Below are 24,888 nucleotides of genomic sequence, written 5' to 3'. Positions count from 1 at the left end.
GAGCATGGCGCGCAAACCCAAGGTCGTCATCACCGACTACGACTACGGCAATCTTGACATTGAGCTGCCGATCCTTGAAGCGGCGGGAGCCCGGGTTGTCGCCCTGCAGGCCAAGTCGGAGGAGGAGCTGTTCGAAGAAGCGCGCGACTGCGATGCGATCATGAATCAATATGCCCGTGTGGGTTCGGCGACCATCGATCGCATGGAGCATTGCCGAGTGATTGCGCGCTACGGCGTCGGCGTGGACATTGTCGACGTCGAGGCCGCGACCCGGAAGGGGATCCTCGTTACCAATGTCCGCGATTACTGCACCGACGAGGTAGCCGACCACGCCATCGCGCTATGGCTGGCGCTCGCCCGTAAGCTCATTCGCTATGACGCGGCGATCCGCAACGGCATCTGGCGTTGGCAGACGGGTAAACCCGTTTGTCGGCTCAAGGGCCGCACCATGGGAATCGTCTCTTTCGGCAAGATCGGCCAGGCGATAGCTGAGCGCGCCAAGGCGTTCGGCGTCACGATCATCGCCTACGATCCCTACCTAGCCGAAGGCATCGCTGAAGCGAAGGGGGTCGCGCTTGTGGGGAAGGACGAGATCCTTGCCCGCTCGGACTATCTGATGATGCAGGTGCCGATGACGGCCGAGTCGCACCATTTTCTGGGCGAGGCCGAGCTTGCGAAGATGAGGAACGGCGCCATCATAGTGAATACCGGCCGCGGCCCGACGATCGACAACCGTGCTCTCGCCAAAGCCCTAGCTGAGGGGCGCATTGCCGGTGCCGGTCTCGACGATCTCGAGGAAGAGCCGGCAAAGCTCAGGAACTGGATCCCCTCCGGCAATCCTTTGTTCTCGCTCGAAAATGTGATCATCACCTCCCATGTCGCTTATTATTCCGAGGAATCGATCGGGCTCGCCCGCGAGACGGCCGCCTCGGAGGTCGCTCGCGTGCTGAAGGGCGAGCGCCCGCTCAATCCGGTGAACGAAGTGACGCTGGACGGGCAAGACGGTGACCTCCAGCAGGATTGAAAGAGGTTAAGATGCTGAAGCTGTTCAACGATTTCGAGCGCAATCCTGCGCTCACCGCGAAATTCGATGCGGTAGCCCAGTGCTATAGCGCCTCCTGCGTTTTTGCAGATTCCCAATACCGCCAGGGGGTGATGGATTCCGAGATCAAGCCGGCCTTCCCAGCCAAGATCGTCGGACAGGCGGTGACGGTCCAGCTTTCGCCCGGCGATCTCGTGGACCCGCTGCGGGCAATCGAGATGAGCGGGGCCGGGGACGTCATCGTGGTCGATGCCGGAGGCGATCGCCAGACTTCGGTTTGCGGCGGGCTGATGGGCGGCCTTGCGCGCAATCGTGGCATCCGGGGCATGATCGTCGACGGCGCCGGTCGGGACATTGATGAGCTGCGCGACATAGGATGGCCAATCTGGACCCGCGCCATCACCGCGCGCGGCACCCACACCATGTATTCCGGACGCAAGGAGGAGCTTTCTGTCAATGTGCCGATCCAGTGCGGAGGGGTGACGGTCAATCCGGGTGATTTCGTAGTGGCCGACACGATCGGCGTGACGGTCGTCCCAATGCCGATGGCGGAAGTGGTCCTCGAAGCGGCGCGCGAACAGGCCGAACGCGAGCAGAAGACTCGGGAGAGGGTCGCTCAGGGGAAAACGCTCGAGGATCTGCTCGATGAATTCGGCCGGCTTTAAGAGACCGATCGAGAGTACCGTCCACTCCGCCAACTGCGGGTTGGTCGACCGCATGCATAATCATTCTGCGCTATACGGGATATAGGCCGCATCGCATGGACGGGCGACAATGGTTTGACCTGCGGAGCGCGCTAGCCGCCGGGGCGCAATCGCGCAAGTTCTCAAACTTTCGCGGCAATTTATCAGTCAAAATGACCCATGGCGTTCCTTGAGAACGCTTCGAACCCAAAGCTGGTAGCTAAGCGTCACACAAGTCTCGCGGGCTCTGATGCAACCGAGGACGTCTACAACAAGCGGTTCGCCAGTCCAAGGAAGAAGCCGAAGTGACTGCAAAATGCAGTCGCACCCGGATTTCCGATGCCCCGGTGGCGTCGCCTTCGATATTTTTGTGTGGCAAGGAACGATCGAGCGAGGCAGAGCACAACCTTGGCAAGCTGCTGATACATCTGCACACGATCCTTGCCTTCCTGATCGGCGGCATCATTGGTGCGCTGATGTACAGGGCTGTCGGTGACTTTGTACTGATTGCGGCCCATACTCATTGCGATCGCTCTGAATGGGATCACTCGTATCCGCCGACGGCCAGATATCGAAACACAAATCCCGACCTGATAACACGTCGCTGATATCTGTTTCTGGTGTCGGTCGCCGCCTAAACTCACCGCGGCGATCCGAGTTGCCTGCTCCGCCGCGAACGTCAGCGAACGATCCCACTTTCGGAGGCGGCGCCGCTGCAGTTTTTAAAGCAATTTTCTCTTCTATGCCAACTGCCTTAGGGACATGCAGGTAGATCCGGAGCGCCGCACTTCTTCTTTTCTGCGGCCGGCGGTCTCTTCGCCTGCGGCTCGACGATCGCCGGCTTGGGCTGAGGCTGGGGCTTGGGCTCAGCCTGGGGCTTGGGTTCGACCTGCATCTTGGGTTCGGGCTGTGGTTTTAGAGCAGGTGCCTGCGCCGGCGCTGCAACATGCGGCTCCCTGGGCAAGGATGGCGGCGGGGCGACCTCTCGAGACGGTGGCGGAACAACATGGTGCAGATTGCCGAGCTGCGGCTCGCTGCTATTGGGAACGCTGGGTTTTGCTGGCGTATTGTCAATAATTGCCGGTGCCGCGGGCTTTGTCGGCAGGCCGTGAGCGTCGGGTTTCGGGGCTGCGACACCTTCCCTCGGCTGCGCATTCGGAGCTGCGGTCGGTGCAGGGGTCTTGGCGATCTGGCTTTGACCTTTGACGGCAGGCGCATTGGCCTCGGGCAACTGCGGCTGGCCCTTTGAACCTGGGAGCGCATGCGCGTCGGGATTTGCGCTCTGAAGCGGCGGTTGCGCGACCGTCGTCGGATTATGAGCCGTATTGGGCTCTGCTTTGGGCGGCTGCGTTTTTTCTGCCGGAGCCGCTTGCGGCTCGTTCGCCAGCTTGCCGGCAGGCGGCAGCGGCTGGCCGTTGGCACCGGGAAGTGTGTGGGTGGCAGCACTTCCGGTCGGTGTCTGCGGCTGTTGTGCCTGTGTCTGGGGCTGGACCGAAGGGACGGGCGCCGGCGCCAAACCGGCTGCAGGTGTCGGCTTCTCGGCTGCGACCGGGACCTGCTTTTGCAAAACCGCAGCCTTTTTCTGTACCGAGGGCGGCAAGGCAACGTGGAGCGCAGCTGCACCCGCCCCTGCGATGACGGCTGCGCGGGCGAGCTTTTCTCCTGTCGTCAATCCGGGCGCAGCCGGCGCGGCCTCGCTCTCGTTGACAACCGTGTTGTTGACGACCGTATTGTGAATGTTGTTGAAAATGATGTTGTTTTCGGGCGGCGCGATATCACGCGGGGGTTTAACCCATTCGGGGACCGGAACGAAGACCGGCGCCGGCAGCACGTAGAGATCGACCGGTGGTCTGGGCGGCGCAAGCGTTACGAAATCCGGCGGCGGCGGTGCCAGGAAGACGACTGGCGGCGGCGGCGCATAACCAAAGTCGGCATCATCGAAATACAGAACAGGCCGGTCGACATAGACGATTTCCGGTGGTGGCGGCGGCGGCACGTCATACTCGATCACCGAAAAGGACGGGGGCGGCTCGAGTGCTGCCTCGAAATGCTCCAGACGACGGCGGGCATCCCAGACATGGGGACCACGCGGATAACGTCTCAGGTAGGACCAATACGCCTCCGGCGTATCCGCATTCGACGTTTCGCGCCAGGTGATCGCTTCGCGGCGCGCTGCAATGATCGCGCGCACCCGCCTTGCCATGGAGTCGTTCGGATAGGCTGCCAGGAAATCCTCGTAACCACGCATCGTGTCGCGATCGAGTGCGGCGAAATAGGCATCGCGTTCGTCGAAATCGCTGATCGGCTTCGTCCGGATAGCGGCATTGTCGTAGCTGGACACCTGGGCGGGCGGCGGATTGGGAACACGATCGAAAAACGTGAAGGCGTTCCTGAATTTGGAGGCATTCCAGGAAATCTGCGCGCCCTTGGTCAGATCGCTGACCCGCAACCGTGTCCGGTCAAACACATCATCGAGCGAAATCCCGCCGATGCGGATCATTTCCGCCAGGGCATGGGCATAGGAACCATAGGGGCCAGCCTCCTGCGGGGCGACCGTGCCCGGCGCGGCATTGAAGGCGATCAGCTGATTGGCGTCCGGATCGACGAGCGCCAGACCACCGGCCAGCGGCTGATTGGACTGCACGAATGGATTGGCTCTTGCTGCATCGAGCACAACGATGCTGCCGCGATTGTTGATGCCGGCCAGCGATCTCGTGAGATCAGTTATCCGCAGAGCTTCGACCGGCACATCCGTGGCATTGGCGATCTGGGCGTCGACCGGCACGAAATAGTTATCGCCCTGATATTGCACGCCATAGCCTGCCAGATAGACGAAAACGACGGTATTGGGTCCCGATGCATTCGCTTTCGTCAGAAAGTCCCGCATCGCGTCGCGCAATCCGTTCTGGTCGAGGTCGCGCGCGCCGATCACGTCGAAGCCGGCCGCCTGCAGCGTTTGTGCAATGAGCCCGGCATCGTTGGCGGGCGTCAGTAAGACGCCTGCCTTATAGGCGGCGTTGCCCACGACGAACGCTATTCTCTTTTCAGGGGAACCTTGCGCTTCGACTGGATTTACGGAAGCGATACCGACCAGAACCAGCACAACGGCAAAGAATGTCCAGGTCGTCTTGTTAGACGACAGCCCTATTGTCCAAAGAAGAGAAGGCATACAGTTTCTTCCAATCAACATGTGATGCAGTTCACTGTGAGCCCCCCGCAAAGTCGGGGCCAGCTGTATGAGTTTTCGCCAGAGACGGCTGGCGAGCTTTGCATCGCTATTTAGCTATCGTTTATGAGCGCTGGATTAGGCGTAACTGAAGCGAAACTGAAGACAAGTCTGTCCTTCGCAAGCCGCCGACATCAACGTCCTCGGGCTGGGGCGTCTGGCAAGTCGTCGCGCGGTGAGAGAGCCGGGATCAACGCGTGAAGAATCGTATAGGTTGTCTGCGTTATTTTGTCTGTGATGGGCGACCCGGAACGGTTGGCATATTGTCAAAACTTCCTGGCCAGGCATGTACGGCCCGTACGATTGCGACCTCTATGTCGCGACCGATGGCCGCTCAAGCTATGATCTTGTCGCGAAGATTGATGCCATGCCAGTCCGCAACTTGAAACGGATTGGTCTGAGGATTCTTCGTCGTAGCGGAAGGCCTTCGTTAGCCCACTGGCGAAGACCGTACAGGATGTGCGCCGCCCGCCTGACGTTGCTGCCCTTCGCACAACAGCAAGAATACATCAGCGCGTTGGCTGGTGCCCCGGAGATAGTACGTGCCTTCGATTATCTGACCTGCAGGGATCTCCGACATATAGGCGTTGAAAGTAGCTGCCGGGTTGCAATCGCCGGCAAAGCGCATTTGCTGCGGCACGTGAAAATGGCCAACCGAAAACGACGAGGGGGCATCGAATTTGCTGGCCGCAAGGAGGGGGCGCCGATCTCCGCGAATGAACCCCGACTGAATGGTGCCTTCAGCTTCCGTTCCAAACGGAGCGTCTAGAAGAAAGCCGTTCAACCGCGGTCTTATCCGCCTGAGGAGACATAGTCATGATCCGCACGTCTATCATTGCAACCGCACTCGTCGCTCTCGTCGGCATCACCGCCGCAGCCCCCGCCATGGCCAATGATGTGCGTATCGAACAATATGGCTGGTCGAATTCTGCCGGTGGCGAGCAGGAGGGATACGGAAACCGGATCAGAACCTACCAGCACGGTGGCTACAACCGGATTCTCGGCCATCAATATGGTCGTCATAATCTTTCAGCTGTCGGTCAGGAAGGCAATGACAACTATGGCGCCACCTATCAGCACGGCGACCGCAACGTAGCGGGCATCGGCCAATTTGGCTCCAGCCATACGACCATCCTTACCCAGGACGGCAATGGCAACATCGCGGCAGGCGTCCAGGTCGGCCATGGCTGCAGCGCCAATGTCAGCCAGGGCGGCAACGGCAACGTCGCGGCCTTCGTCCAGGCCTGCCCGTAAGCGGCTGCACGATGACGTGAAAGAGGTCAGGATCGCAACAGCAGACCATTAAGGGAAACGACCCATGCCAAATAGCGTCAAACATCCGCGCCGCGCGATGACGATTCTCGCGCTGGTCCTGCTTCCCGTTGGCGCGGTTGCCGCCATGACGACTGCCAACCAATCTGACGGGGCGCAGCTTTGCGAAATCAAAGCAACGCCTGGAGCAGGTATGGTGAGACTGGATGCGCTCGTCCACGCCGACAAGCATGTCGGCGGGACTTACACCTTCCATGTCGAAAAAGCGGGAGACGGCGGAAGCTCCACGATCAACCAGAGTGGCGATTTTGATGCCATAGGGGGACATGCGGCAATCCTTGGTTCGGTCTCGCTCGACTCCAAAGGAACCAAATACAAAGCCACACTGGATGTCGTGATCGGGGATAAGAGTTTCAGCTGCACGAAGCAGATCGGCGGCAACTAATCGACCTCCACACTCTGCAATTTTCCTAAAAGGGCGCCGGTTTCCGGCGTCCTTTTGCTTTCAATCAGGCCGAACGACTGAACGACAACTGAACGGGCAATTCCGACTGGGTTCAGCTGCAAGATGCGAAAGTTGATCATCGGCCAAGGCAGCCGGAAATGGAGATCAGAATGACCCGCAACGTGTTTAAGATCCTTACCGTCACTCTTCTTGCCGGGAGCCTGGGGCAAGTAGCCTTGTCTGCGCCAGCCTATGCCGGCGGCCGGATCTCGTTCAACCTCGCACCGGACAATGCCGAGGATGCGGGTCTTTTTTCAACCGGGCTGCGCGTCTATTCGCTCTACCGCGGCCTGAAAGATGCCGACATCCGGCAACTGGGCCGGGGTAACTCGGCTGGTATCGCTCAGGCCGGCCGCGGCAACCTCGGCTTCATCCGGCAGCGGGGCAATGGTCATTCCGCGACCTTGCGGCAGAACGGCAACAACAATGCCTATGGCATTTTCCAGTATGGGCGAAATACTGAGACCGACGTGGTGCAGGATGGGGATAACGGCAGTGGTGCTACCTTCAGCTATGGCTGGTAAGGCAGTTCACAACAGTCCTAAAGGCGATGTCACGTTGTTTCAACAACGCCTGTTCGCCGCTTTTCCCGCAGGTGAACGCAATGGCCTTCACTTACAGAATCGCTCCGACATCGGCAAAATGCATCCTCTCGAGAAAGCCGTCACCGACCGGCGAACGGGCGATGCGTTCGTCGAGACGGGCGAGTGCGATGCCGGCGTCCGCGATGGGCCGCAGTAGGCTCTGGAGAGGCAATTTGCGAAATTGTAAGTCATTGAAATCATGGTAAATAGTTTGCTAAACGAACTCTATTACGTGATTAAAGTTCGTCACCGCCTATGATGCTCCAGGCCATGCCTCACTTCCGATAAGTAATGCTTATCGGAAGTGTTCGAATGAACGCGGCCTTTCATCAAATCCTTCAGCAAGCCTTCGACGTTCAGAAAAGGTCGCTCCCTGGAGCGGTCTTTCTCTTTCTGCGATGAAGCGCCCCCCTTACCCGCGCGCCTTGCGCCTCTCACGAGCGGATCGAGCCAGATCTTCCAGCACGGCAACGGACATGTCCCAGTCGATGCAGCCGTCGGTGATGCTCTGGCCGTAGACGAGCGGCTTGCCCGGGACGAGATCCTGGCGGCCCGCCACCAGATTGCTTTCGATCATCATGCCCTTGATTGCTCCGTTGCCGGCGGCGATCTGTTCCGCGACGTTCTTGACGACCATTGGCTGGTTCATCGGGTCCTTGCCGCTGTTGGCATGGCTGGCATCGATGAGGATACGGGGCTCGAGGCCGCGTTTTGCGGCTTCCGCGGACACCGCCGCAACATCGGCAGCTTCATAATTCGGCCTCCGGCCGCCGCGCAGGATCACGTGGCAATCCTCGTTGCCGGTCGTCGCGGCGATCGCGGCTCGGCCGTCCTTCGTCACCGCCGGGAAATGATGCGGCTGCGATGCGGCCAGGATGGCGTCGAGCGCGATGCCGACACCGCCGTCGGTGCCGTTCTTGAAGCCGATCGGGCAGGAGAGGCCGGAGGCAAGCTGGCGATGCACCTGGCTTTCGGTCGTCCGCGCGCCGATCGCGCCCCAGCTGACGAGGTCGGCAATGTATTGCGGGGTGATCGTGTCGAGGAATTCGCAGCCGGCCGGGAGGTTCATTTCATTGATATCGAGAAGCAGGCGCCGTGCAATCCGCAGCCCTTCCTCGATGCGGTAGGTGCCGTCGAGATGCGGATCGTTCATCAGGCCCTTCCAACCGACGGTGGTCCGCGGCTTTTCGAAATAGACGCGCATGATGATCTCGAGATCGTCGCTGAAGCGTCGCCGTTGCTCCTCCAGCCGGTTGGCGTAATCTCTTGCTGCGACGGGATCGTGAATGGAGCATGGGCCAATGACGACGATCAGGCGGTCGTCCCCACCATGCAGAATGCGATGGACAGTATCGCGCGTCCGGGTCACGGTTGCCGTGACGGCGTCATCGCGCGGAATTTCGCGAATGATGTCAGCGGGAGTGGTGAGTGGATTGATCTCGACGATGCGAAGATCGTCAACGATATTTGCGGTGGTATTAGGCACTGGCATGGCTCCTGTTGGTCATACCGTGCGGGACAAAAAAGCCGCCAGGTAGACTAGCGGCTGTTCGGGTGATGTCGTGGCTTTGTTTCAGCTACGCACGGACCCGCATCCGCTGAGAGCAGCGGTATGCATAAAATCGCGATGCATAGACGGACGTGAACGACATGCCGCGTATGTAATCATGCAGCTGGCAATTGTCACGCGGAAAAATCGTGTTGCCGGAACCAGCGATACGCCGTCGGGGCTGTTACCATCAAAGTGGTGCTCCGGCGCGGCGTCATCGACGCAGGTGGGCGCCCGTCTCGAGCTCTACAACCGCCCGCAATACCTTCGTCGCAGGCTTCACCGGCTCACCCCGCATGAACCTGGTGGAAGGTGCGATTGCCGCCGTCGACGCCGGGTCGGTGAGCTTTGCGGCACCTGGACTGCCGCCGGGATTGAACAACCAGCCCGCCCCCATTAGAAGCAGCACGATACGATCGCATTGTGAGGCAGGAGCAGTAGCCATGGCGAAGCTTCCCGATATGACGAAGCACCGCGGCTTTCCATCAGGCATGCCGGGAACGGGCATTCAGTTCACCATCCGCCGCGCCAATCCCAAGGGCGTGACGCCGATCAAGGCCCTGCCCCGCCGCGCCCGACCGGGCTCACCGGAACACCGGGTCGACGCAGCCTTCCTGCACGCGCTCTGGCACCATTTCGGGGCGAAGCCTTTCGAGCGCGGCAATCTGGATGCCGCCCGGCTGAACCTGCTCTTTGGGCGGGAAGTGGTGGCGACGGACAAGGATTTCGATCCGACTTCCTATGAGGCGATGCTGGTGATCGACGAAAAGGTAGCGCGGCAGAATTTCCCGGAATCCTTTGAAGACGTGATGGAAGTCTGATGGGGGCGATCAGGCGGGTTATCGAGCATTGGGTCTACGGCGGTTCGCTCGCAGGCCTCCTTCTGCTGGCGCTGGCGCCGCTCATTGTCAGCGGCTGGTCCTGGCCGCTGATCGCCACTTTCCTGCAATTGCCGGCCTATATGCTACATCAGTTCGAGGAACACGATGCCGGTCGCTTCGGCGCCTTCATCAATCGCCAGATCGGCGGCGGGCAAATGGTCCTGCCGGATGGCGCAATCTTCCTGATCAACGTTCCGGGGGTCTGGGGTGTCATCGCCCTGTCGCTCTGGCTTGCGATGAAGATCGCGCCCGGCTTCGGACTCGTTGCCGTTTATCTGACGCTGGTCAACGCACTGGTGCATGTTGGCCCGACCGTCGTGCTTCGCCGCTATAATCCGGGACTGGTGACTGCGATCATCGTCTTCCTGCCGCTGTCCCTCTGGGCTCTCACCGAGATTTCCGCGGCCCCCGGTACCGGTTTCGGCCATCATGTTTTGGGTTTCGGATCGGCCGTCCTGATGCATGCGGCCATCGTCGCCTATGTGTTTCGCAACAAGCGCCGGAACGACGGATTGCGCGAAAACGCCGCCTGACGGGTCCAGGAAATTCCTGATGGCCAATCGCGGTGAAATGGCCTGTCGCGTTCCGGCAACCTGCGCTACTGCATGTTTCCTTAAATCGGAGCCGATTTGAGGAAAAAACATGCAGCAATTCAAAGTGCTACAGCGACCTTTGTGCGTCTGATAAGACGCACGGCGCTGTAGAGCGGGATGCCGAAAACTGTGCGCGGTTTTCGGCTGAAATCCCGCTCTAACTATTGATGTAGATAGGGATTCAGATTTCAGGCCGATTCGACCTGAAATCATCCTGATCTAGGTCCATATTCGCCGGGACTTGAAACTGAGTGCCCAGAGATGAACGCGCTGGGCCGTTGTTCAGCTAACTGCTCTCTCGTCACCCGCCTATTCTGGCCTGCACATGGCTCAAGATCTCAAGTGATCGCTGCCGTGCAGTCAGGTCGTGGATAAATGAAAGAAACATAAGCTCGTCTGCCTCGGTCGCCTGTATCAATTGCCTAATACGGCGCTCAACGGTCTCTGCCGATCCGACAATGGCATGACGCGACGATTTTTCCAGCATGGTCTTCTCCTCATCCGAGATCGAAAAGTCCCTGGGGGGCTGAAGCAGGTCGGAATGGTTCTTGCGAAGGCCGCCAATCAACAGTTGCTTGGCCGAGGAAAAGAGCGTTTCCGCTATCTCATCCGTGTCGGCTGCCACCGCGATTGAACAAATCATTGCGTAGGGGGAAGCCAGCGTTGCAGATGGCTTGAAATTAGAACGGTATGCATCAAGGGCTGGGTGTAGCTCATCATGGCCAATCTGCGTTGCAAATACAAACGGCAGCCCAAGCATTGCCGCCTGTTGTGCAGAGAACGTAGACGATCCGAGCAACCAGATCGGAATCTCAAGCCCTGCTCCAGGTACAGCTTCAACAGCCTGGTCTGGCATCGTCTTGGCGAACAGGGACTGCAACTCTCGTACATCGTCAGGAAATCGATCGCGCGCCTCCGGCGTGTACCTCAGCGCCTTCGCTATGGCGGGGGTGGCGCTCCCGGAGGACCTCCCTATTCCAAGATCGATCCGGCCGTGGTGGAGGCATTCCAGAGTGCCGAATTGTTCGGCTACCACCAGGGGCGAATGGTTCGGAAGCATCACGCCACCGGAACCGACGCGTATCTTGGATGTCTGCGCCGCGATATGCGCAATGACGACCGCCGTGGCCGCACTTCCCATGAGGGGTATCCCATGGTGTTCCGGAACCCAAAACCGCCGAAACCCCAACATTTCGGCCAGTCTGGCCAGCTGCACCGTTTGGTGAAGAGCATCGCGCACAGTCTCGCCGGCCCGCACCGGAGCAAAATCGAGAATGGAAAAGAGGACATGCTTGACCATCGCTATGCCTATCCACAGAGAAGTCTGTCATGACATTTTGCGCCAAGACGTATGGAAACGGGCGTCCAGCATCATACTGGTTGCCAGGTCCCCGATTAATATCCCCGTTTATGTCAACACGATGTGAGCCAAGGGAGAACTGATTACGTTTGCAGCGCACGCAGGAAGGCCGCGCGGCATCAAGACAGCAGATAGGTCGTGTATTTTCCGATGCCGCGGATCTCCATGACTTCACGATGGGCGTTCGCGCAACCTTCGCCAAGGGCATCGAAAGTGCTCTGCGATATCTGGATCCGATTGGGAATTCCACAGGATTCCATGCGGCTTGCGACGTTGACCGTATGTCCCCACACGTCGTAGACGAAGCGCTTGCGACCGATCAGACCTGCGATGACCGGGCCGCTGTTGATCCCGATTCTCAAGCGGAGCGGCGGCTCCGGTCCCATGGTTCTGGCCGTTTCGGCCAGCAGCGCTCTGCCGAAAGCGACGGCGGCCGGGGCGTGATCCGGGCGGGGATCGGGCAAACCGGCGGCAGCCATATAGGCATCCCCGATGGTCTTGATCTTTTCGATGCCATATTGGTCGGCGAGTTCGTCGAAACGGGAGAAAAGCTCCCCCAGCCTCTGCACCACCGTATTTGCCGGCGTCCGCGCGGCAAACTCCGTGAAATTGACGATGTCAGCAAAAAGGATCGTCGCCATCTCGATACGGTCGGCGATCACCTCCTCTCCTTCCGCCAGCCGCTTGACCACCTGTCCGGGCAGGATCGCATGCAGCAGCGCGTCCGTCCGCTCCTTCTCGAATTCGATCTGGGCAAGATACCGTCTTTCCCGCTCGCGCCAGCGGCTACGCTCGAGGCAGGCGGTGATGCGGGCCCGCAGCAAGACCGGATCGATCGGTTTCTGCAGATAATCCTCGGCTCCGGCTTCGATGCAGCGAATGACCGCCTCGTTGTCCTTGAGACCCGAGATCATCACGACAGGAATCTCGCGCAGTCGCGCGTCCGATTTGAGTCGGGCGAGGAGCTCGATGCCGTTCATGTCGGGCATGAGGATGTCGGCCAGTGCGAGATCGAATTCCTGCGTCTCCAGAATGCGGAGCGCCTCCTTGCCGGAACAGGCGACTGCGACCATATGGCCGTCGCGCCCCAGGCGCCTCGCCAAGACCTCGCGGTTCGAGGCAGCGTCGTCGACGATGAGGATGCGCCCGGCCTCTTCCGGCGGCACGGCCGGCCTCGCGGCAATGGCTTGCGCAAGATTGGCCGCGATCATTGCATCCGCAATGTTTTCCGATCTTTCCTCGGCATCGCGCGCAGGCGCATCGAGCGTCCGATCGATCTCATCGAGCAGCAGCCGGCTCTCCTGGATGACCCGTCCGATATCCGCCGACAGCCGCTCCGGCAATGCCTCCCCACAATCCTCGATGACCATTTCGGAATAGCCGAGAATCGCGTTCATCGGCGTGCGCAGATCGTGACGCAACAGCCTGTCGATTGTCGGCGAGGTCGCAGTGTCGGGATGCTCCGTCTCGAGGAGCCGGTCGATCAACCGATTCAGTTCTCGCGCAGCATCGAGCACCTTCTCCAGATCGGGAAGAGCTTCGACGACCCCCGTCTCGCGGATCTCCTCGACGATGAGCTCCTGATACCCCAGGATCGCCTGGGCCGGATCGATGATCTTCTGCACGATCCGGGCGATATAGGCACGACGTCTGATGTCACGGGACTGGGCCAAGACGTCATCCTCCGGTCAGGCGGATGATTTTATCGAGCAGTGCGGCCAGTTCGATCGGCTTGGTGTCGTAGTCGTCGCAACCGACCTCCATGGCCCTTTGTCGGTCGCCGGCCATCGCATGGGCCGTCAGTGCGATGATCGGTATGGCCGAGGTCGCCGGATCCGCCTTGATCCGCCGTGTCGCTTCCCAGCCGTCGATCACCGGCAGGCTCATGTCCATCAGCACGATATCGGGCTTCGTCTTCGCAGCCGCTTCCACGCCGGCAAGACCATCGGTCGCGATTACCACTTCATATCCACGCTTTTCGAGACGGCGGGAAAGCATATCGCGGTTCATCTCGTTGTCTTCAACCAGAAGGATCTTGACCATGCGTTCGGTTCCTCAGGCATCTTCGCTCAGCCGTACATGCCGTTTCAGGGCGGCAATCAGATCGGCCCGGCCCTTGCCTCCTTTTCTGACGATCTCGCTCGCGCGCAGGCCGAGCCAATCCAGCTCATCACGGCTCAGATCCTTGGAGGTGACAACGACGATGGGAAGATCGGTAAGGTCCTCCCGTGCCTGCAATGCTTCCAGCAGCGCAAAACCATCCATGTCCGGCATCATCAGATCGAGGATCATGATAGTCGGACGGCTCGCCTCGAGCTGCTCCAGGCCGCGCCTGCCGTCGCTCGCTTCGCGAACACGCCAGCCCTCGCGGGCGAGCACACGGCGAAAGAGCTCCCGCGTCGCTGGGTCATCGTCGACCACCAGCACATCATGACGCCCGTCGCCGGCAACGGCGTTCAGTGTGTCCACGAGTTGCTGCGGATCGATCGGCTTGATCAGATGGTCCGCCGCTCCGAATGCCAGCCCCATTTCGCGGTCGGCGACGACGGTCGCCAAAATCACCGGGATATCGCAGAGCGATCTGTCCGACTTGATCTCCCGCAGGACCGACCATCCGTCCTGTCCTGGCATGATCACGTCGAGGACGATCGCATCCGGACGCGATCGTCGCACGATCGCCATTCCCTCTTCGCCGCCTTCGGCCTCGACCACGTCGAAACCGGCACCGCGGACCGCATCCGAGACGAATTTGCGCGCCCGCGCTTCGTCGTCGATGACCAGGATTGTGCCGTGGCTGTGCGGGCTCTGCGGTGCCTCGATCGGTGGTGGAGCCTCCCGTACGGCTTGGGCGCCGCTGGTCGCAGGAATCCTGAAGCGGAAGGTTGATCCCTTTCCGGCCTCACTCTCCACTTCGATGCTCCCGCCCATCATCCTGACGAAGTGTTGGGTGATCGTCAGCCCCAGGCCGGTGCCTCCATAATTGCGGGTCGTGGAGGAGTCGACCTGCACGAAGGCCTGGAACAGCTTGGCCTGCTGCTCGGCGGTCATCCCGATGCCGTTGTCGGTGACCGAAAACTCCAACCAGTCGCCGCTCTCGTCCGCAAGGCGCTCGACGCTAAGCCGGATTTCGCCGTTATCGGTGAACTTGGCGGCATTGGACAGAAGGTTGAACAGGTTCTGCCGCAGCTTGGTCTTGTCGGTCTCAATCTCGTCGGGCTCGACTTCAGCCGCGACCGTCAGGCGGTTGCCGCGCTTTGCGATCAGTGGCGCGACGGTGCTTTCGACCTCGACGAGAAGCTGGCGCAGGCTGAGGCGCTCGACATAGAGCTCCATCTTGCCCGCCTCGATCTTGGATAGGTCGAGCACGTCATTGATCAGCGCCAGCAGGTGGCGTCCGGACCCTATGATTTTCTGGAGATCGGCGACGAAACCAGCCTGGCCGAGATCATTGGCATCTTCAATCAGCATCTCGCTATAGCCTATGATCGCATTCAGCGGTGTGCGAAGCTCATGGCTCATGGAGGCGAGGAAACGGCTCTTCTCTTCGCTCGCAACTTCCGCGCCACGGCGCGCCTGCTCCAGTTCGGCCTGACGATGCTTGAAATCGGTAATGTCAGTATAGACAGCGACGGTACCGCCTTCCGGGGTTTTGCGCTTGGCAATGCGCAGCCATGTGCCGTTGGCGAATTGCCGCTCGACCATGCCACGAGGATCGTGCTGGCGCCGCAATGCTTCGCGCACCCAATCCTCCACGCGGGCATCGTCGATCTCTGCAGTCCCCCGCTCGGCCTGCGCCCGCATGATCTCCTCGAAGGTCCTGCCCGGCGTCATGAGATCGGCGATCTCAGGGAATATTTCCAGATAGCGCTGGTTGACCATGACCAGGCGATCCTCCGCATCGAAGAAGGCAAAGCCGTCTGGAATGGTCTCGATCGCTGTGATGATCGTGTTGCGTTGCTGCTCCGCTGCTGCTTCGAGAAGGCGACGTTCGGCCTGGCTGTCGCGCAGCAGCCGCAGAGTGGTCGACAACCGTCCGAATTCGTCGCGGCCGTCCGGTGGCAGTTCGACGTTCTCCTGCCCTTCCGTCAGCTGTACCATCGCCCGATCGAGGCGGCCGAGCGGCACCAGGATCGAGCGGAGTATGAGCCAGGTCATGACGGCACCGGCAATCGTGATGAATCCCACCGCGGTCAGGGCACGGGTGTAGGTATTCCGCGCCGTAACGGCCGCTGCATCGCGGGCCCGGTCCGCCTCGCTCTTGAGGCGCTCCTCGAGCGCCGTCAGCACACTGTCGATCTCGTCGCTATGGGCCCGTGCTGCTGCCAACAGCGTGTTTCCTATCACTCTGTTGTCCGCCGTATAGGCATCGACGGCCTGCATGGCCTTCTCGTAATACGCAGCCGAACCCTGCTGGATAGTCTCTGCAGCATCGGGCGCAAAAACCTTGATGCGGCTCAAATCCTCTTCCAGAGCGACCCGAGCCGCGTTTGCCCGCCGCTCGGAAAGCGTCAGTAGGCTGACGGAGAGATCGGTGAGCCAGTAGCGCACCTCGCTGAAATGCCGATGTGCCCTGGCGGCCTCGTCGAACATGTGGAAACGGGCGTTTGCTTCCTCGACCCGCTGCTGATTGTCGAGCAAGTCGTGCGCCATGAAGGCAACGCTTATCAGCAGCGCTCCGAGCAGCGCGGCCGAAAGGCAGATAAGCCGAAGCGGGATCTTCCGATCCGCGAGGCGGCCGAACATTGCCCTGATGGCGTCAAGGGCGGTCATTTGAACAGCGTGATGCTGATCGCGCCTGCCAGATCGCCCTCGGCCGCCCCCTCTTTCGGATAGCCGGTAATATCGACCTCGCCCTTGGGCTGGCCATGGCATGTCAGGCAGGATGCGGAATAATATTCGGGAATGAGCATTCGGAATGACTTGCGTCCTTCCACGTCGACCTCCTCGACGAATGGCTGGCCTTTCGGCCAGCCGGCGGCCAGGAACTTGCTGTCGATGACGTGCTGCTCCCATTCGTCGGGCCGCGCCTTGCGGTTACGCACGAGCTCCTCGGGAGCCGTGACCTTCATCCGCGCCAAATTGCCGACTTTCTCCTCGAAACGTTCGTTGACCAGCCGGCCAAAGGTCGCCGGAATGAGCCCCTTGAAGCCGACGCCCTTCGCGTCGATTACCTCCTGCTGTTCGTCGACGATCTCGCGCATCGCCTCAACCTGCGCATCGAACAGCTGCTTGTCCAGTTCGCTAAGCCCGGCGGTCGAGGGCGGCACGGCCTTGCTTTCTCGATAGAGGACGAGCGCCTCATCGACCACCCGCTGGCCGGTAAGGTTCTTCTTGCCGATCGATGCATCGTTGATCAGTTTTTGGTGGCTAGAGATGACGGAGCGACCCGCCCGCAGAAACGCGGCCAGCCGCTCTCCCGTCGCAACGTCATCCTCGTCTGCAGCAACGAGGCTTGCGAGAGCTGTCAAGATGACACAGCATGCCACAACGCGATACATGATACGCCCCATGTGATCGCAACAAAAATTCACTATATCAGCCAGATCTAAAATGCAAAAGCCGTTTTGATCGCCCGGTTCCCCGACACGCAAGTAAAAAGCCGTCGCGCTCGACTGAATTGATCGAGGCTAATGAGACAATGTTCCGCCGTCTATTACCTCATCGGCCGGAACGACAATGCCGGAATAGAGAATAGGCGTCCCAGTTTTATCGCGGAATGCGCGACCGAATGCGGCCACCGATCGATATGATCCATCACGACCTTGCACGCGATATACGGTCTGCTGCGGCGTCTCAGCGATAATCGTTTGACTGATGATTTTCGCGAGGGTTGGCCGGTCGCCAGGGTGGACACGATCCAGGTATGTTTCGAGCGGAAGACCTTGCACGGTCTCTTCCGGATCGAGCCCGAACAGATCAGCGAGCGCGGCATCGGCAAATAAGAGGTTCTTTACGATGTCCCAGGTGTAGATACCGGCATCGGGCGTCGGAGCCTCGAAAATCTCCACCAAGAATGTGGAACGGTCTCCAGTCAGCATGTGGCCCCCCTTTTTGTATATTAGAAATGACTTATTGTCTAAATGACTGACTTCAAGGGTCCCGCGCTTGTGGGCGATATTTGCTTATCAGTGGCTTCGAGCGTCAGACAGGGATGCAACAGGATGCATGCCGAGTGGGTGAGACGCTCGGCGCAAGTAGACTTCCACAACGAGGCGGCGCTAGAGCCGGATGATTTCAGGTCGAGTCGCCTTGAAATCTGAATCCGCCTCTCAATTAAAGGTTAGAGCTGGATGTCGCCCCGAAAACCGCGCACAGTTTTCGGAATCCCGCTCTAGTACGGGCATAGAAAGGAACCTAACGTGATTTGCCTTGTTCTGTCCCCCGGATAAGGAAAGGCAATCCGATGGCGAAAAAACAAGCGATTGGTCCCATCATCGGTGCCGTTGTCGTTCTGCTCATCGCTCTGGCGATCGGGTACTGGATCCAGACAAACACGGATACCGCTCCGAGCGTACCGCCCGACCGGCAGAACACCGAAGATCGGCTCCCTGCCGGCCCAGGAAGTCCCGGGCAACTCCCCGGGTCCCAATAATAAGACCGCCTGCGGGTTATGGGCGCGCTATGACAGCGTAGGGAACCCGCCTCAACGCGACTTACCTTCGTTCATCTCAGCCGGGTCGTAGTTCAGATCCCAGTCTTTCTCTTTCTTTTTGCCAGGCGGAGTACGATGAACGGTCGCATCTTCCGAACCAGTTACCACGGTCGGCTTTGCGCTATGCACGCCTGAACTTTTTCGATCGGCCTGCGACTTTGCAAACTGGCCTTCAGCGTCTTTTCGGGGATATGAACGTGGAGACTGATCGGCCGTTCCAGCACCATCTTTAGGTCTGTTTGTGCCCATGTTAGTTCCTCCTTGCTGGAGAGCTAACACGGGGCGGCCGCCAAGGTTCCCTGCTCCCGCCGGTCAAGACTGGGGCCAGGCCCGTAAGGCAATCATGTCAGCCGACCGCGAATGAATCTGCGGCCCAGAAGCGGGAAAATCGGGCAACGCGCCCGCGGGCCCTGCCCTTAAAGGCCTTACGACCGACAAATTCCCTCCTCTTGCCGCGGCCGCAGTGTTTTGGGTGGGAACCGCCGCCTCCGCTTTGAGGATAAGACGGCTGAGCTGGCCGCATGACGAAGCGTACACTTTTCAGTTCGCAACCGCTCCTTTATGACACTTTGATGACAGAGTCGGTGGAGTGCTGATGTTAAGCTGGTTTCGTAAGCTATTGCCACGTGAGGATCGCTTCTTCGATCTATTTGAGCAGCATTCCCGTGTCACCGTCGGTGCTGCGGAAGCATTGGACAATCTGCTGGCCGGAAAGGACATCCAGTATCAATGCGAAACGATCGTCCGGCTTGAGAATGAAGCAGACGATATTACCCGGGAGGTCATGCAGGCCATCAGGCGCAGCTTCATCACGCCCTTTGATCGCGGCGACATCAAGGATCTGATCCAGTCCATGGATGATGCGATCGACATGATGCACAAAGCAGTCAAGACGATCCGCTTGTTCGAGCAGAACAGTTTCGACCCGGGTATGCAGGAGATGGGCAAGACGGTGGTGCAGGCCGCCCGTCTCATCGCCGAGGCAATCCCCCTTCTTCACCGCATGAATGCAAATGCCGCGCGCCTTGCCGCAATTGCTGAAGAAGTGACGCGCGTGGAGGGCCATTCGGACGAGTTGCACGATCAGGGATTGAAGGATCTGTTTCGCCGCCACGGGCAAAGCGATCCGATGGCCTACATGATCGGTAGCGAAATATACGGTGAGCTGGAAAAGGTCGTCGATCGGTTCGAGGACGTCGCCAATGAAATCAGCGGCATCGTCATTGAGAATGTCTGATGGACACTGCCCTCGCCCTCCCTTTGCTTGCCGGCCTCATCGTCGTCGCGCTGTTCTTCGATTTTCTCAATGGCCTGCATGATGCGGCCAATTCGATAGCAACCATCGTCTCAACGCGTGTGCTGCGGCCGCACTATGCGGTAATCTGGGCCGCCTTCTTCAATTTCATTGCATTCCTTTTTTTCGGTCTGCATGTGGCCGAGACGCTGGGCACCGGCATCATTGATCCGATGATCGTCACGCCACAGGTTATATTTGCGGCATTGATAGGGGCGATCATCTGGAACATCGTCACCTGGATATTCGGCATTCCCTCCAGTTCATCTCATGCGCTGGTCGGAGGTCTCGTTGGAGCCGGCGTTGCGAAGACAGGGCTCAGTGCAATTGTCTGGAGCGGGTTGCTGAAGACTGCGGGCGCGATCGTAATGTCGCCGCTGATCGGTTTTCTGCTCGCACTGCTGCTTATTTTGATCGTGTCCTGGATGTTCGTCCGCCAGACTCCGTTTGCCGTGGACCGTACCTTCCGAGGAATGCAGTTCCTTTCGGCCTCGCTCTATTCACTGGGCCACGGCGGCAACGATGCCCAGAAGACGATGGGCATCATCGCGGTGCTTCTTTATTCGCAAGGTTATCTCGGTGGCGAGTTCCACGTACCCCTTTGGGTGGTTCTCTCCTGTCAGGCTGCAATGGCACTCGGAACGCTCTTCGGCGGCTGGCGCATTGTTCATACAATGGGCTCAAAAATCACGCGCCTGAACCCGATGCAAGGCTTCTGCGCCGAAACCGGCGGTGCGCTCACCTTGTTCGGCGCAACCTGGCTCGGTATCCCCGTTTCGACGACCCATACGATTACCGGCGCTATCATCGGGGTCGGGGCGGCAAGACGCGTCTCGGCAGTACGATGGGGAGTGGCAGGAAATATCGTGGTTGCCTGGGTGATAACCTTGCCTGCAGCGGCTGCTATTTCTGCGTTCTCTTATTGGCTGACCGCGATGGTCTCGTGAAGAGCAGCTGTGGATGGGACGGATTGAGATTTCAGGGCAATTCGACCTAAATCATCCGGCTCTAAGCGATTGAAATCCGATGCCCCTCCTCGTCAAAAAAGTGCAAATCCTGAAGATCTGCCGCTATCGAAAGGCGTTCATCGATCGAGATCGGTGAGCGGCCGGGAACGCGGAAGACAATGTCCCGTTTATTTGGCAGTGCGCTGTGCACATAGCTTTCGGCGCCAACGAGTTCGACCGCACCCACGCGAACTTCGGCGGTGAAATCGGCCTGCCGCCCAGGAACAGCGAGGCGAAGGTTCTCCGGTCGAATCCCGATCGTTGCAGTGGTTGGCGGTATCGAAACTGCCGCAGGCATAATGAAGTTGCCGGCGATTTCCAGAAGATTCATCGATGGAGAGCCGATGAAGGTTGCGACGAAAGTGCTTGCAGGCTTTTCGTAAAGCTCGATTGGCGTACCGACTTGCTCGACCCTGCCACCGTTCAGGACGACAAGACGATCGGCAAGCGTCATCGCTTCCATCTGGTCGTGGGTTACATAGACGCTTGTCGTCGCGAGCGCGCGCTGCAACCGCTTGATCTCCACACGCATCTGTACGCGCAGTTTGGCGTCGAGGTTCGACAGAGGCTCGTCAAAGAGGAAGGCTGCCGGTTCACGAACAATGGCGCGACCCATTGCGACACGTTGACGTTGGCCTCCCGAAAGCTGGCGCGGCTTGCGCTCGAGATATGGCTCGATCTCCAGTGACTTGGCCGCCTTTTTGATCCGCCGTTCGATTTCGTCCTTGGGCGTGTTGCGGTTCTTCAGCCCGTAGGCGAGATTCTGGCGAACCGTCATATGGGGATAAAGCGCGTAGTTCTGGAAAACCATGGCGATATCGCGTTCGGAGGGTTCCAGCTTGTTGACGACGCGCGCACCGATCACGATCTCACCGCCAGTGATGCCTTCAAGCCCCGCGATCATGCGCAGAAGCGTGGACTTTCCGCATCCAGAGGGACCGACGAGCACCACCAGCTCACCGTCAGCTATATCCAGAGACACGCCCTTGATGGCTTCGATGTTGCCGGCATAGGTCTTGCGCACATCCTTGAGGCTAATCCTGGCCATTACTTCTCGGTCTCCACAAGTCCCTTGACAAACCAGCGCTGCATCAGGACCACGACGATGATTGGCGGGATGATCGCGAGGATTGCGGTGACCATCACAAAGTTCCATGGCGTTGCAGCATCTGCGAAATCCATCATTTTTCTGAGCCCGATGATGATCGTGTTCATCTTCGCGTCATTGGTGACGAGCAGCGGCCAAAGGTATTGTGTCCAGCCATAGATGAAGAGGATCACGAAAAGAGCGGCGATATTCGTTCTCGACAGCGGCAGCAGGATGTCGCGCATGAAGCGGAAGGGACCCGCATTGTCGATTCGGGCTGCCTCCACCAGCTCGCCAGGGATGGTCATAAAAAATTGGCGGAAGAGAAAGGTCGCCGTCGCCGATGCCATCAGCGGCAGGGTCAATCCGGCATAGGTATCGATCATGCCGAGATCGACGATGACCTTGTAGGTCGGAAGGATCCGTACCTCGACCGGCAGCATCAACGTTATGAAGATCATCCAGAAGAAGACCATCCGGAAGGGAAAGCGAAAGAAGACGATCGCAAAGGCGGAAAGGAAGGAAATCGCGATCTTGCCGACGGCGATCGCCGTCGCCACGATGAAGGTGTTGAGCAGGAGCCGCTCCAGACTGACGCCGACCACGCGCTCGACGCCACCTGCGATGGCCTGTTCGTAGTTCTCGGCGAAATGCCCGCCGGGCAGCAGCGAAATGGGCGGGCGGATGATCTCGGCCGAAGTCATCGTCGAGGCGGTGAAGGTATAATAGATCGGGAAAGCGACGATGATGATGCCGATGACCAGCATCAGGTGGCCGAGGAGAGTGGCAATCGGGCGATTTTCGATCATCTCTCGGCCTCACGCATAATGCACGCGCTTCTCGACGAAGCGAAACTGGAATGCGGTCAGCGCGATGACGATGATCATCAGGATCACCGATTGCGCCGCCGAAGAGCCGAGATTGAGGTTGACGAAGCCGTCGTTGTAGACCTTGTAGACCAGTGTTTCCGTGGCTTTGGCCGGTCCGCCGCCGGTCACCGAATGTATGATGCCGAAGGTGTCGAAGAAGGCGTAGACGGTGTTGACGACGAGCAGGAAGAAGGTTGTCGGCGCCAGCAGCGGAAAGACGATTGTCCAGAAGCGTCGGCTGCCGCGGGCGCCGTCGATTGCGGCTGCCTCGATCAACGATTTAGGGATCGCCTGCAGACCCGCGACGAAGAAGAGGAAATTGTAACTGATCTGCTTCCAGGCCGCGGCAACGACAACGAGGGTCATGGCCTGGGGACCGTTCAAAAGCGGGTCCCAGTGAAAGCCGTTGCGCCGCAGGAGATAGGCGAAGGTACCCATTGCCGGATTGAACATGAAGAGCCAGAGCATGCCCGCGACGGCGGGGGCAACGGCGTAGGGCCATATCAACAGCGTACGATAGAAGGTCTGACCCCGTACGACTTTGTCGGCGGCGGCGGCGAGCGCCAGAGCCAGCACCATCGCGAGAAGCGCCGTGAGTATGCTGAAGATAATCGTGACCTCCACGGAATGAAGGTAATTCGGATCCGAAAGAACGCTGCGAAAATTGGCGAACCCCACAAAGCCGCTTTTCAAGCCGAAGGGATCCTCGCGCTGTGTCGACTGATAGAGCGCCTGGCTTGCGGGCCAGAAGAAGAAGACAAGGGTCAGGATGATCTGCGGGGCGAGCAGGAAATAGGGAAGTATCTTGTTCGGAAAAACGACGCGCTGCACAGCGGCCTCCTCGACATGAAGGAACCGCCCGCAGGCCCCTCGGCTGCGGACGGGGAGACGCCGGTGATTACTGGCTAACAGCCTGCTTTATGGCGGCATTGCCGCGTTCCACGGCCTTGTCGAGTGCGGCTTTTGCATCCTGCTTGCCCGAAAGCATTGCCTCGAATTCCTCGTTCATGATGTCACGGACCTGCGGCAGGTTCACGAGGCGAACCCCTTTCGAATTTTCCGTTGGTGCCTTGCCCATCATCTGCAGGATCGGCGTCTCGCGGCCGGGGTTTTTCTCATAGAAACCCGACTTCTTGGTTTCCTCGTAGGCGGCCATCGTCACCGGCATGTAGCCGGAGACCTGATGCAGGCGGGCCTGGATCTTTGTCTGGGACAGGAAGTGGAAGAATTCGGCGATGCCCTTGTATTCCTCGTCGCTCTTGCCGGCAAAGACCCAGAGGCTGGCGCCGCCGGGAATCGTGTTTTGCGGACCATGGCCTTCATAATAGGGAAGTTGACCGATGCCGTAGTTCATGCCCGTCTTGATGATGTCGCCCAGGCCACCGGAGGATTCCGTCATGATGCCGCACTCCCCTGACGTGAACAGCTGCTTGGCTTCGGACGTGCGTCCGCCATAGCGGAAGACACCATCCTTGGCGAGATCCGCGATCGATTGAAAATGCTGTACGAAGAGCGGTGAGTTGAACTCGAGCGTGACGTCGACCCCGGCAAGGCCGTTCTCGCCCGTCCCATAGGCGACGTTGTTCCAGGCCGCGAAATTCTCCGTCTGGATCCATGTAAGCCACGTCGAGGTCAGGCCGCAGGGAGCGGCACCGCTCGACTTGATCTTCTTGGCAGCCTCGAACACTTCGGGCCAGGTTTTCGGCGGATTTTCCGCATCAAGGCCGGCCTTCTTGAAGGTGTCCTTGTTGTAATAGAGGATGGGAGAGGATGAGTTATAGGGGAACGACAGCATCGTGCCGTCCGGTTTTGAATAGTAAGCCACGATGCCGGGCAGATACTGCGACTTGTCGAACGTATATCCGCCCTTCTGCAATACCTCGGCGGCCGGCATGATCGCACCTTCCGCTCCCATCATCACACCGCTGCCGGCGTCGAAAACCTGAAGGATTGCCGGAGCCTGCTTTGCGCGGAATGCTGCAATGCCGGCGTTCAGCGTCTCGGGGTAGCTGCCCTTGAACACCGGAACGATCTTGTATTCCTTCTGACTCTCGTTGAACTCCTTCGACAGCTGTTCGACCACCTCATTGTTTGCGCCGGCCATGGCGTGCCACCACTGCAGCTCGGTCGCTGCAAAGGCGTGCGATGTCGACCCGAGCGAAAGGGCGATAGCGGCCGTCGATACGAGCATTGTACGAATGGACATTTTTTCCTCCCTGTCCCTTGACGAGGCCGGCACAGCCGGCTTCTGACCCTTCCGCGGGCGACCCTCCTCGATCGCGGC

Annotated in this window: 27 protein-coding genes; 11 read left to right on the top strand and 16 right to left on the bottom strand. The window is 59.4% G+C overall.

Annotated features, from left to right (window positions below):
* The first annotated feature begins 4 nt into the window (after positions 1-4).
* On the top strand, positions 5-1,024 hold the full coding sequence (locus tag AAE029_RS00765) for a C-terminal binding protein (protein ID WP_371070873.1): 1,020 nt from the start codon (positions 5-7) through the stop codon (positions 1,022-1,024).
* 11 nt (positions 1,025-1,035) lie between these two features.
* Positions 1,036-1,707, top strand: coding sequence for an RraA family protein (locus AAE029_RS00760; protein ID WP_371070872.1), 672 nt, complete (start codon positions 1,036-1,038; stop codon positions 1,705-1,707).
* Positions 1,708-1,991: 284 nt separating this feature from the next.
* Here AAE029_RS00760 and AAE029_RS00755 read toward each other — a convergent pair whose 3' ends face one another.
* The 3 genes from AAE029_RS00755 to AAE029_RS00745 form a co-directional block, all read right to left on the bottom strand.
* A complete protein-coding gene (locus tag AAE029_RS00755; protein WP_371070871.1) occupies positions 1,992-2,249 on the bottom strand; it encodes a hypothetical protein in 258 nt (85 codons plus the stop codon).
* Positions 2,250-2,479: 230 nt separating this feature from the next.
* Positions 2,480-4,894 carry a caspase family protein gene (locus tag AAE029_RS00750; RefSeq protein WP_371070870.1) on the bottom strand — a complete coding sequence of 805 codons (2,415 nt, stop codon included), beginning with the start codon at positions 4,892-4,894 and terminating at the stop codon, positions 2,480-2,482.
* A gap of 487 nt (positions 4,895-5,381) precedes the next feature.
* Positions 5,382-5,735 (bottom strand): hypothetical protein, encoded by a 354-nt coding sequence (locus AAE029_RS00745; RefSeq protein ID WP_371070869.1) that lies wholly within the window; start codon positions 5,733-5,735, stop codon positions 5,382-5,384.
* 32 nt (positions 5,736-5,767) lie between these two features.
* Between AAE029_RS00745 and AAE029_RS00740 the strand changes: the two genes are divergently transcribed.
* The 4 genes from AAE029_RS00740 (at position 5,768) to AAE029_RS00725 (ending at position 7,469) form a co-directional block, all read left to right on the top strand.
* Positions 5,768-6,205, top strand: a complete 438-nt coding sequence (locus AAE029_RS00740; RefSeq protein WP_371070868.1) for a curlin — start codon at positions 5,768-5,770, stop codon at positions 6,203-6,205.
* A 64-nt stretch (positions 6,206-6,269) separates the two neighbouring features.
* Positions 6,270-6,668 (top strand): curli-like amyloid fiber formation chaperone CsgH, encoded by a 399-nt coding sequence (gene csgH / locus AAE029_RS00735; protein ID WP_371070867.1) that lies wholly within the window; start codon positions 6,270-6,272, stop codon positions 6,666-6,668.
* 170 nt (positions 6,669-6,838) lie between these two features.
* Positions 6,839-7,252, top strand: coding sequence for a curlin (locus AAE029_RS00730; RefSeq protein ID WP_371070866.1), 414 nt, complete (start codon positions 6,839-6,841; stop codon positions 7,250-7,252).
* Positions 7,242-7,469 (top strand): hypothetical protein, encoded by a 228-nt coding sequence (locus AAE029_RS00725; protein WP_371071549.1) that lies wholly within the window; start codon positions 7,242-7,244, stop codon positions 7,467-7,469. Before AAE029_RS00730 ends, AAE029_RS00725 begins: the two co-directional genes overlap by 11 nt.
* Positions 7,470-7,724: 255 nt before the next feature.
* On the opposite strand, the gene AAE029_RS00720 is transcribed toward AAE029_RS00725, so the two are convergent.
* Together AAE029_RS00720 and AAE029_RS00715 are read right to left on the bottom strand one after the other, a co-directional pair.
* Entirely contained in the window at positions 7,725-8,798 is a 1,074-nt protein-coding gene (locus AAE029_RS00720; protein ID WP_371070865.1) for a 3-deoxy-7-phosphoheptulonate synthase, read from the bottom strand.
* 277 nt (positions 8,799-9,075) lie between these two features.
* The gene (locus AAE029_RS00715; RefSeq protein WP_371070864.1) at positions 9,076-9,306 is read right to left on the bottom strand and encodes a hypothetical protein; all 231 of its coding nucleotides are present in this window, start codon (positions 9,304-9,306) and stop codon (positions 9,076-9,078) included.
* Between AAE029_RS00715 and AAE029_RS00710 the strand changes: the two genes are divergently transcribed.
* Together AAE029_RS00710 and AAE029_RS00705 are read left to right on the top strand one after the other, a co-directional pair.
* Positions 9,305-9,682: a hypothetical protein gene (locus AAE029_RS00710; protein WP_371070863.1), complete on the top strand. Its 378-nt coding sequence runs from the start codon at positions 9,305-9,307 to the stop codon at positions 9,680-9,682. The two genes, AAE029_RS00715 and AAE029_RS00710, sit on opposite strands and share 2 nt — an antisense overlap.
* On the top strand, positions 9,682-10,275 hold the full coding sequence (locus AAE029_RS00705; RefSeq protein ID WP_371070862.1) for an HXXEE domain-containing protein: 594 nt from the start codon (positions 9,682-9,684) through the stop codon (positions 10,273-10,275). Before AAE029_RS00710 ends, AAE029_RS00705 begins: the two co-directional genes overlap by 1 nt.
* Before the next feature lie 361 nt (positions 10,276-10,636).
* Here AAE029_RS00705 and AAE029_RS00700 read toward each other — a convergent pair whose 3' ends face one another.
* The 6 genes from AAE029_RS00700 to AAE029_RS00675 form a co-directional block, all read right to left on the bottom strand.
* Positions 10,637-11,635 carry an LLM class flavin-dependent oxidoreductase gene (locus AAE029_RS00700; RefSeq protein WP_371070861.1) on the bottom strand — a complete coding sequence of 333 codons (999 nt, stop codon included), beginning with the start codon at positions 11,633-11,635 and terminating at the stop codon, positions 10,637-10,639.
* Between the two features lie 179 nt (positions 11,636-11,814).
* Positions 11,815-13,368, bottom strand: coding sequence for an adenylate/guanylate cyclase domain-containing protein (locus AAE029_RS00695; RefSeq protein ID WP_371070860.1), 1,554 nt, complete (start codon positions 13,366-13,368; stop codon positions 11,815-11,817).
* A 4-nt stretch (positions 13,369-13,372) separates the two neighbouring features.
* The gene (locus tag AAE029_RS00690) at positions 13,373-13,738 is read right to left on the bottom strand and encodes a response regulator (RefSeq protein WP_371070859.1); all 366 of its coding nucleotides are present in this window, start codon (positions 13,736-13,738) and stop codon (positions 13,373-13,375) included.
* A gap of 12 nt (positions 13,739-13,750) precedes the next feature.
* Positions 13,751-16,465 (bottom strand): response regulator, encoded by a 2,715-nt coding sequence (locus tag AAE029_RS00685; RefSeq protein WP_371070858.1) that lies wholly within the window; start codon positions 16,463-16,465, stop codon positions 13,751-13,753.
* On the bottom strand, positions 16,462-17,193 hold the full coding sequence (locus AAE029_RS00680) for a DUF3365 domain-containing protein (protein WP_371070857.1): 732 nt from the start codon (positions 17,191-17,193) through the stop codon (positions 16,462-16,464). Before AAE029_RS00680 ends, AAE029_RS00685 begins: the two co-directional genes overlap by 4 nt.
* 129 nt (positions 17,194-17,322) lie before the next feature.
* Positions 17,323-17,733, bottom strand: a complete 411-nt coding sequence (locus AAE029_RS00675; protein WP_371070856.1) for a PAS domain-containing protein — start codon at positions 17,731-17,733, stop codon at positions 17,323-17,325.
* Positions 17,734-18,098: 365 nt separating this feature from the next.
* On the opposite strand from AAE029_RS00675, the gene AAE029_RS00670 reads away from it, so the two are divergent.
* Positions 18,099-18,287, top strand: a complete 189-nt coding sequence (locus AAE029_RS00670) for a hypothetical protein (protein ID WP_371070855.1) — start codon at positions 18,099-18,101, stop codon at positions 18,285-18,287.
* A gap of 51 nt (positions 18,288-18,338) precedes the next feature.
* Here the strand turns inward: AAE029_RS00670 and AAE029_RS00665 are convergent, their stop codons facing one another.
* Positions 18,339-18,596 (bottom strand): hypothetical protein, encoded by a 258-nt coding sequence (locus tag AAE029_RS00665; RefSeq protein WP_371070854.1) that lies wholly within the window; start codon positions 18,594-18,596, stop codon positions 18,339-18,341.
* A gap of 346 nt (positions 18,597-18,942) precedes the next feature.
* Here AAE029_RS00665 and AAE029_RS00660 point away from each other — a divergent pair, with 346 nt between their 5' ends.
* Positions 18,943-19,584, top strand: coding sequence for a DUF47 domain-containing protein (locus AAE029_RS00660; RefSeq protein WP_371070853.1), 642 nt, complete (start codon positions 18,943-18,945; stop codon positions 19,582-19,584).
* Positions 19,584-20,588, top strand: coding sequence for an anion permease (locus tag AAE029_RS00655; protein ID WP_371070852.1), 1,005 nt, complete (start codon positions 19,584-19,586; stop codon positions 20,586-20,588). The genes AAE029_RS00660 and AAE029_RS00655 overlap by 1 nt, the downstream gene beginning before the upstream one ends.
* Positions 20,589-20,649: 61 nt before the next feature.
* On the opposite strand, the gene AAE029_RS00650 is transcribed toward AAE029_RS00655, so the two are convergent.
* From AAE029_RS00650 to ugpB, 4 genes are all read right to left on the bottom strand, one after another.
* Positions 20,650-21,696, bottom strand: coding sequence for a sn-glycerol-3-phosphate import ATP-binding protein UgpC (locus AAE029_RS00650; protein ID WP_371070851.1), 1,047 nt, complete (start codon positions 21,694-21,696; stop codon positions 20,650-20,652).
* Positions 21,696-22,544 carry a sn-glycerol-3-phosphate ABC transporter permease UgpE gene (gene ugpE, locus AAE029_RS00645; protein ID WP_371070850.1) on the bottom strand — a complete coding sequence of 283 codons (849 nt, stop codon included), beginning with the start codon at positions 22,542-22,544 and terminating at the stop codon, positions 21,696-21,698. The genes AAE029_RS00650 and ugpE overlap by 1 nt, the downstream gene beginning before the upstream one ends.
* A gap of 9 nt (positions 22,545-22,553) precedes the next feature.
* Positions 22,554-23,435: a sn-glycerol-3-phosphate ABC transporter permease UgpA gene (gene ugpA, locus AAE029_RS00640; RefSeq protein ID WP_371070849.1), complete on the bottom strand. Its 882-nt coding sequence runs from the start codon at positions 23,433-23,435 to the stop codon at positions 22,554-22,556.
* 67 nt (positions 23,436-23,502) lie between these two features.
* Positions 23,503-24,795: a sn-glycerol-3-phosphate ABC transporter substrate-binding protein UgpB gene (gene ugpB / locus AAE029_RS00635; protein WP_371071518.1), complete on the bottom strand. Its 1,293-nt coding sequence runs from the start codon at positions 24,793-24,795 to the stop codon at positions 23,503-23,505.
* Positions 24,796-24,888: the final 93 nt, after the last annotated feature.

The organism is Sinorhizobium sp. CB7, assembly GCF_041357635.1.
Classification (GTDB): domain Bacteria; phylum Pseudomonadota; class Alphaproteobacteria; order Rhizobiales; family Rhizobiaceae; genus Rhizobium.
The sequence above is the reverse complement of the archived record's forward strand: the minus strand, read 5'-3'. Positions and strand labels throughout refer to the sequence as shown.

What these genes read in the sequence shown, in the direction of transcription:
- AAE029_RS00765 (WP_371070873.1), top strand. Translation starts at nt 5, where the DNA reads ATGGCGCGCAAACCCAAGGTCGTCATCACCGACTACGACTACGGCAAT.
- AAE029_RS00760 (WP_371070872.1), top strand. Translation starts at nt 1,036, where the DNA reads ATGCTGAAGCTGTTCAACGATTTCGAGCGCAATCCTGCGCTCACCGCG.
- AAE029_RS00755 (WP_371070871.1), bottom strand. Translation starts at nt 2,249, where the DNA reads ATGAGTATGGGCCGCAATCAGTACAAAGTCACCGACAGCCCTGTACAT.
- AAE029_RS00750 (WP_371070870.1), bottom strand. Translation starts at nt 4,894, where the DNA reads ATGCCTTCTCTTCTTTGGACAATAGGGCTGTCGTCTAACAAGACGACC.
- AAE029_RS00740 (WP_371070868.1), top strand. Translation starts at nt 5,768, where the DNA reads ATGATCCGCACGTCTATCATTGCAACCGCACTCGTCGCTCTCGTCGGC.
- csgH (WP_371070867.1), top strand. Translation starts at nt 6,270, where the DNA reads ATGCCAAATAGCGTCAAACATCCGCGCCGCGCGATGACGATTCTCGCG.
- AAE029_RS00730 (WP_371070866.1), top strand. Translation starts at nt 6,839, where the DNA reads ATGACCCGCAACGTGTTTAAGATCCTTACCGTCACTCTTCTTGCCGGG.
- AAE029_RS00725 (WP_371071549.1), top strand. Translation starts at nt 7,242, where the DNA reads ATGGCTGGTAAGGCAGTTCACAACAGTCCTAAAGGCGATGTCACGTTG.
- AAE029_RS00710 (WP_371070863.1), top strand. Translation starts at nt 9,305, where the DNA reads ATGGCGAAGCTTCCCGATATGACGAAGCACCGCGGCTTTCCATCAGGC.
- AAE029_RS00715 (WP_371070864.1), bottom strand. Translation starts at nt 9,306, where the DNA reads ATGGCTACTGCTCCTGCCTCACAATGCGATCGTATCGTGCTGCTTCTA.
- AAE029_RS00705 (WP_371070862.1), top strand. Translation starts at nt 9,682, where the DNA reads ATGGGGGCGATCAGGCGGGTTATCGAGCATTGGGTCTACGGCGGTTCG.
- AAE029_RS00700 (WP_371070861.1), bottom strand. Translation starts at nt 11,635, where the DNA reads ATGGTCAAGCATGTCCTCTTTTCCATTCTCGATTTTGCTCCGGTGCGG.
- AAE029_RS00690 (WP_371070859.1), bottom strand. Translation starts at nt 13,738, where the DNA reads ATGGTCAAGATCCTTCTGGTTGAAGACAACGAGATGAACCGCGATATG.
- AAE029_RS00685 (WP_371070858.1), bottom strand. Translation starts at nt 16,465, where the DNA reads ATGACCGCCCTTGACGCCATCAGGGCAATGTTCGGCCGCCTCGCGGAT.
- AAE029_RS00680 (WP_371070857.1), bottom strand. Translation starts at nt 17,193, where the DNA reads ATGTATCGCGTTGTGGCATGCTGTGTCATCTTGACAGCTCTCGCAAGC.
- AAE029_RS00675 (WP_371070856.1), bottom strand. Translation starts at nt 17,733, where the DNA reads ATGCTGACTGGAGACCGTTCCACATTCTTGGTGGAGATTTTCGAGGCT.
- AAE029_RS00670 (WP_371070855.1), top strand. Translation starts at nt 18,099, where the DNA reads ATGGCGAAAAAACAAGCGATTGGTCCCATCATCGGTGCCGTTGTCGTT.
- AAE029_RS00665 (WP_371070854.1), bottom strand. Translation starts at nt 18,596, where the DNA reads ATGGGCACAAACAGACCTAAAGATGGTGCTGGAACGGCCGATCAGTCT.
- AAE029_RS00660 (WP_371070853.1), top strand. Translation starts at nt 18,943, where the DNA reads ATGTTAAGCTGGTTTCGTAAGCTATTGCCACGTGAGGATCGCTTCTTC.
- AAE029_RS00655 (WP_371070852.1), top strand. Translation starts at nt 19,584, where the DNA reads ATGGACACTGCCCTCGCCCTCCCTTTGCTTGCCGGCCTCATCGTCGTC.
- AAE029_RS00650 (WP_371070851.1), bottom strand. Translation starts at nt 21,696, where the DNA reads ATGGCCAGGATTAGCCTCAAGGATGTGCGCAAGACCTATGCCGGCAAC.
- ugpE (WP_371070850.1), bottom strand. Translation starts at nt 22,544, where the DNA reads ATGATCGAAAATCGCCCGATTGCCACTCTCCTCGGCCACCTGATGCTG.
- ugpB (WP_371071518.1), bottom strand. Translation starts at nt 24,795, where the DNA reads ATGCTCGTATCGACGGCCGCTATCGCCCTTTCGCTCGGGTCGACATCG.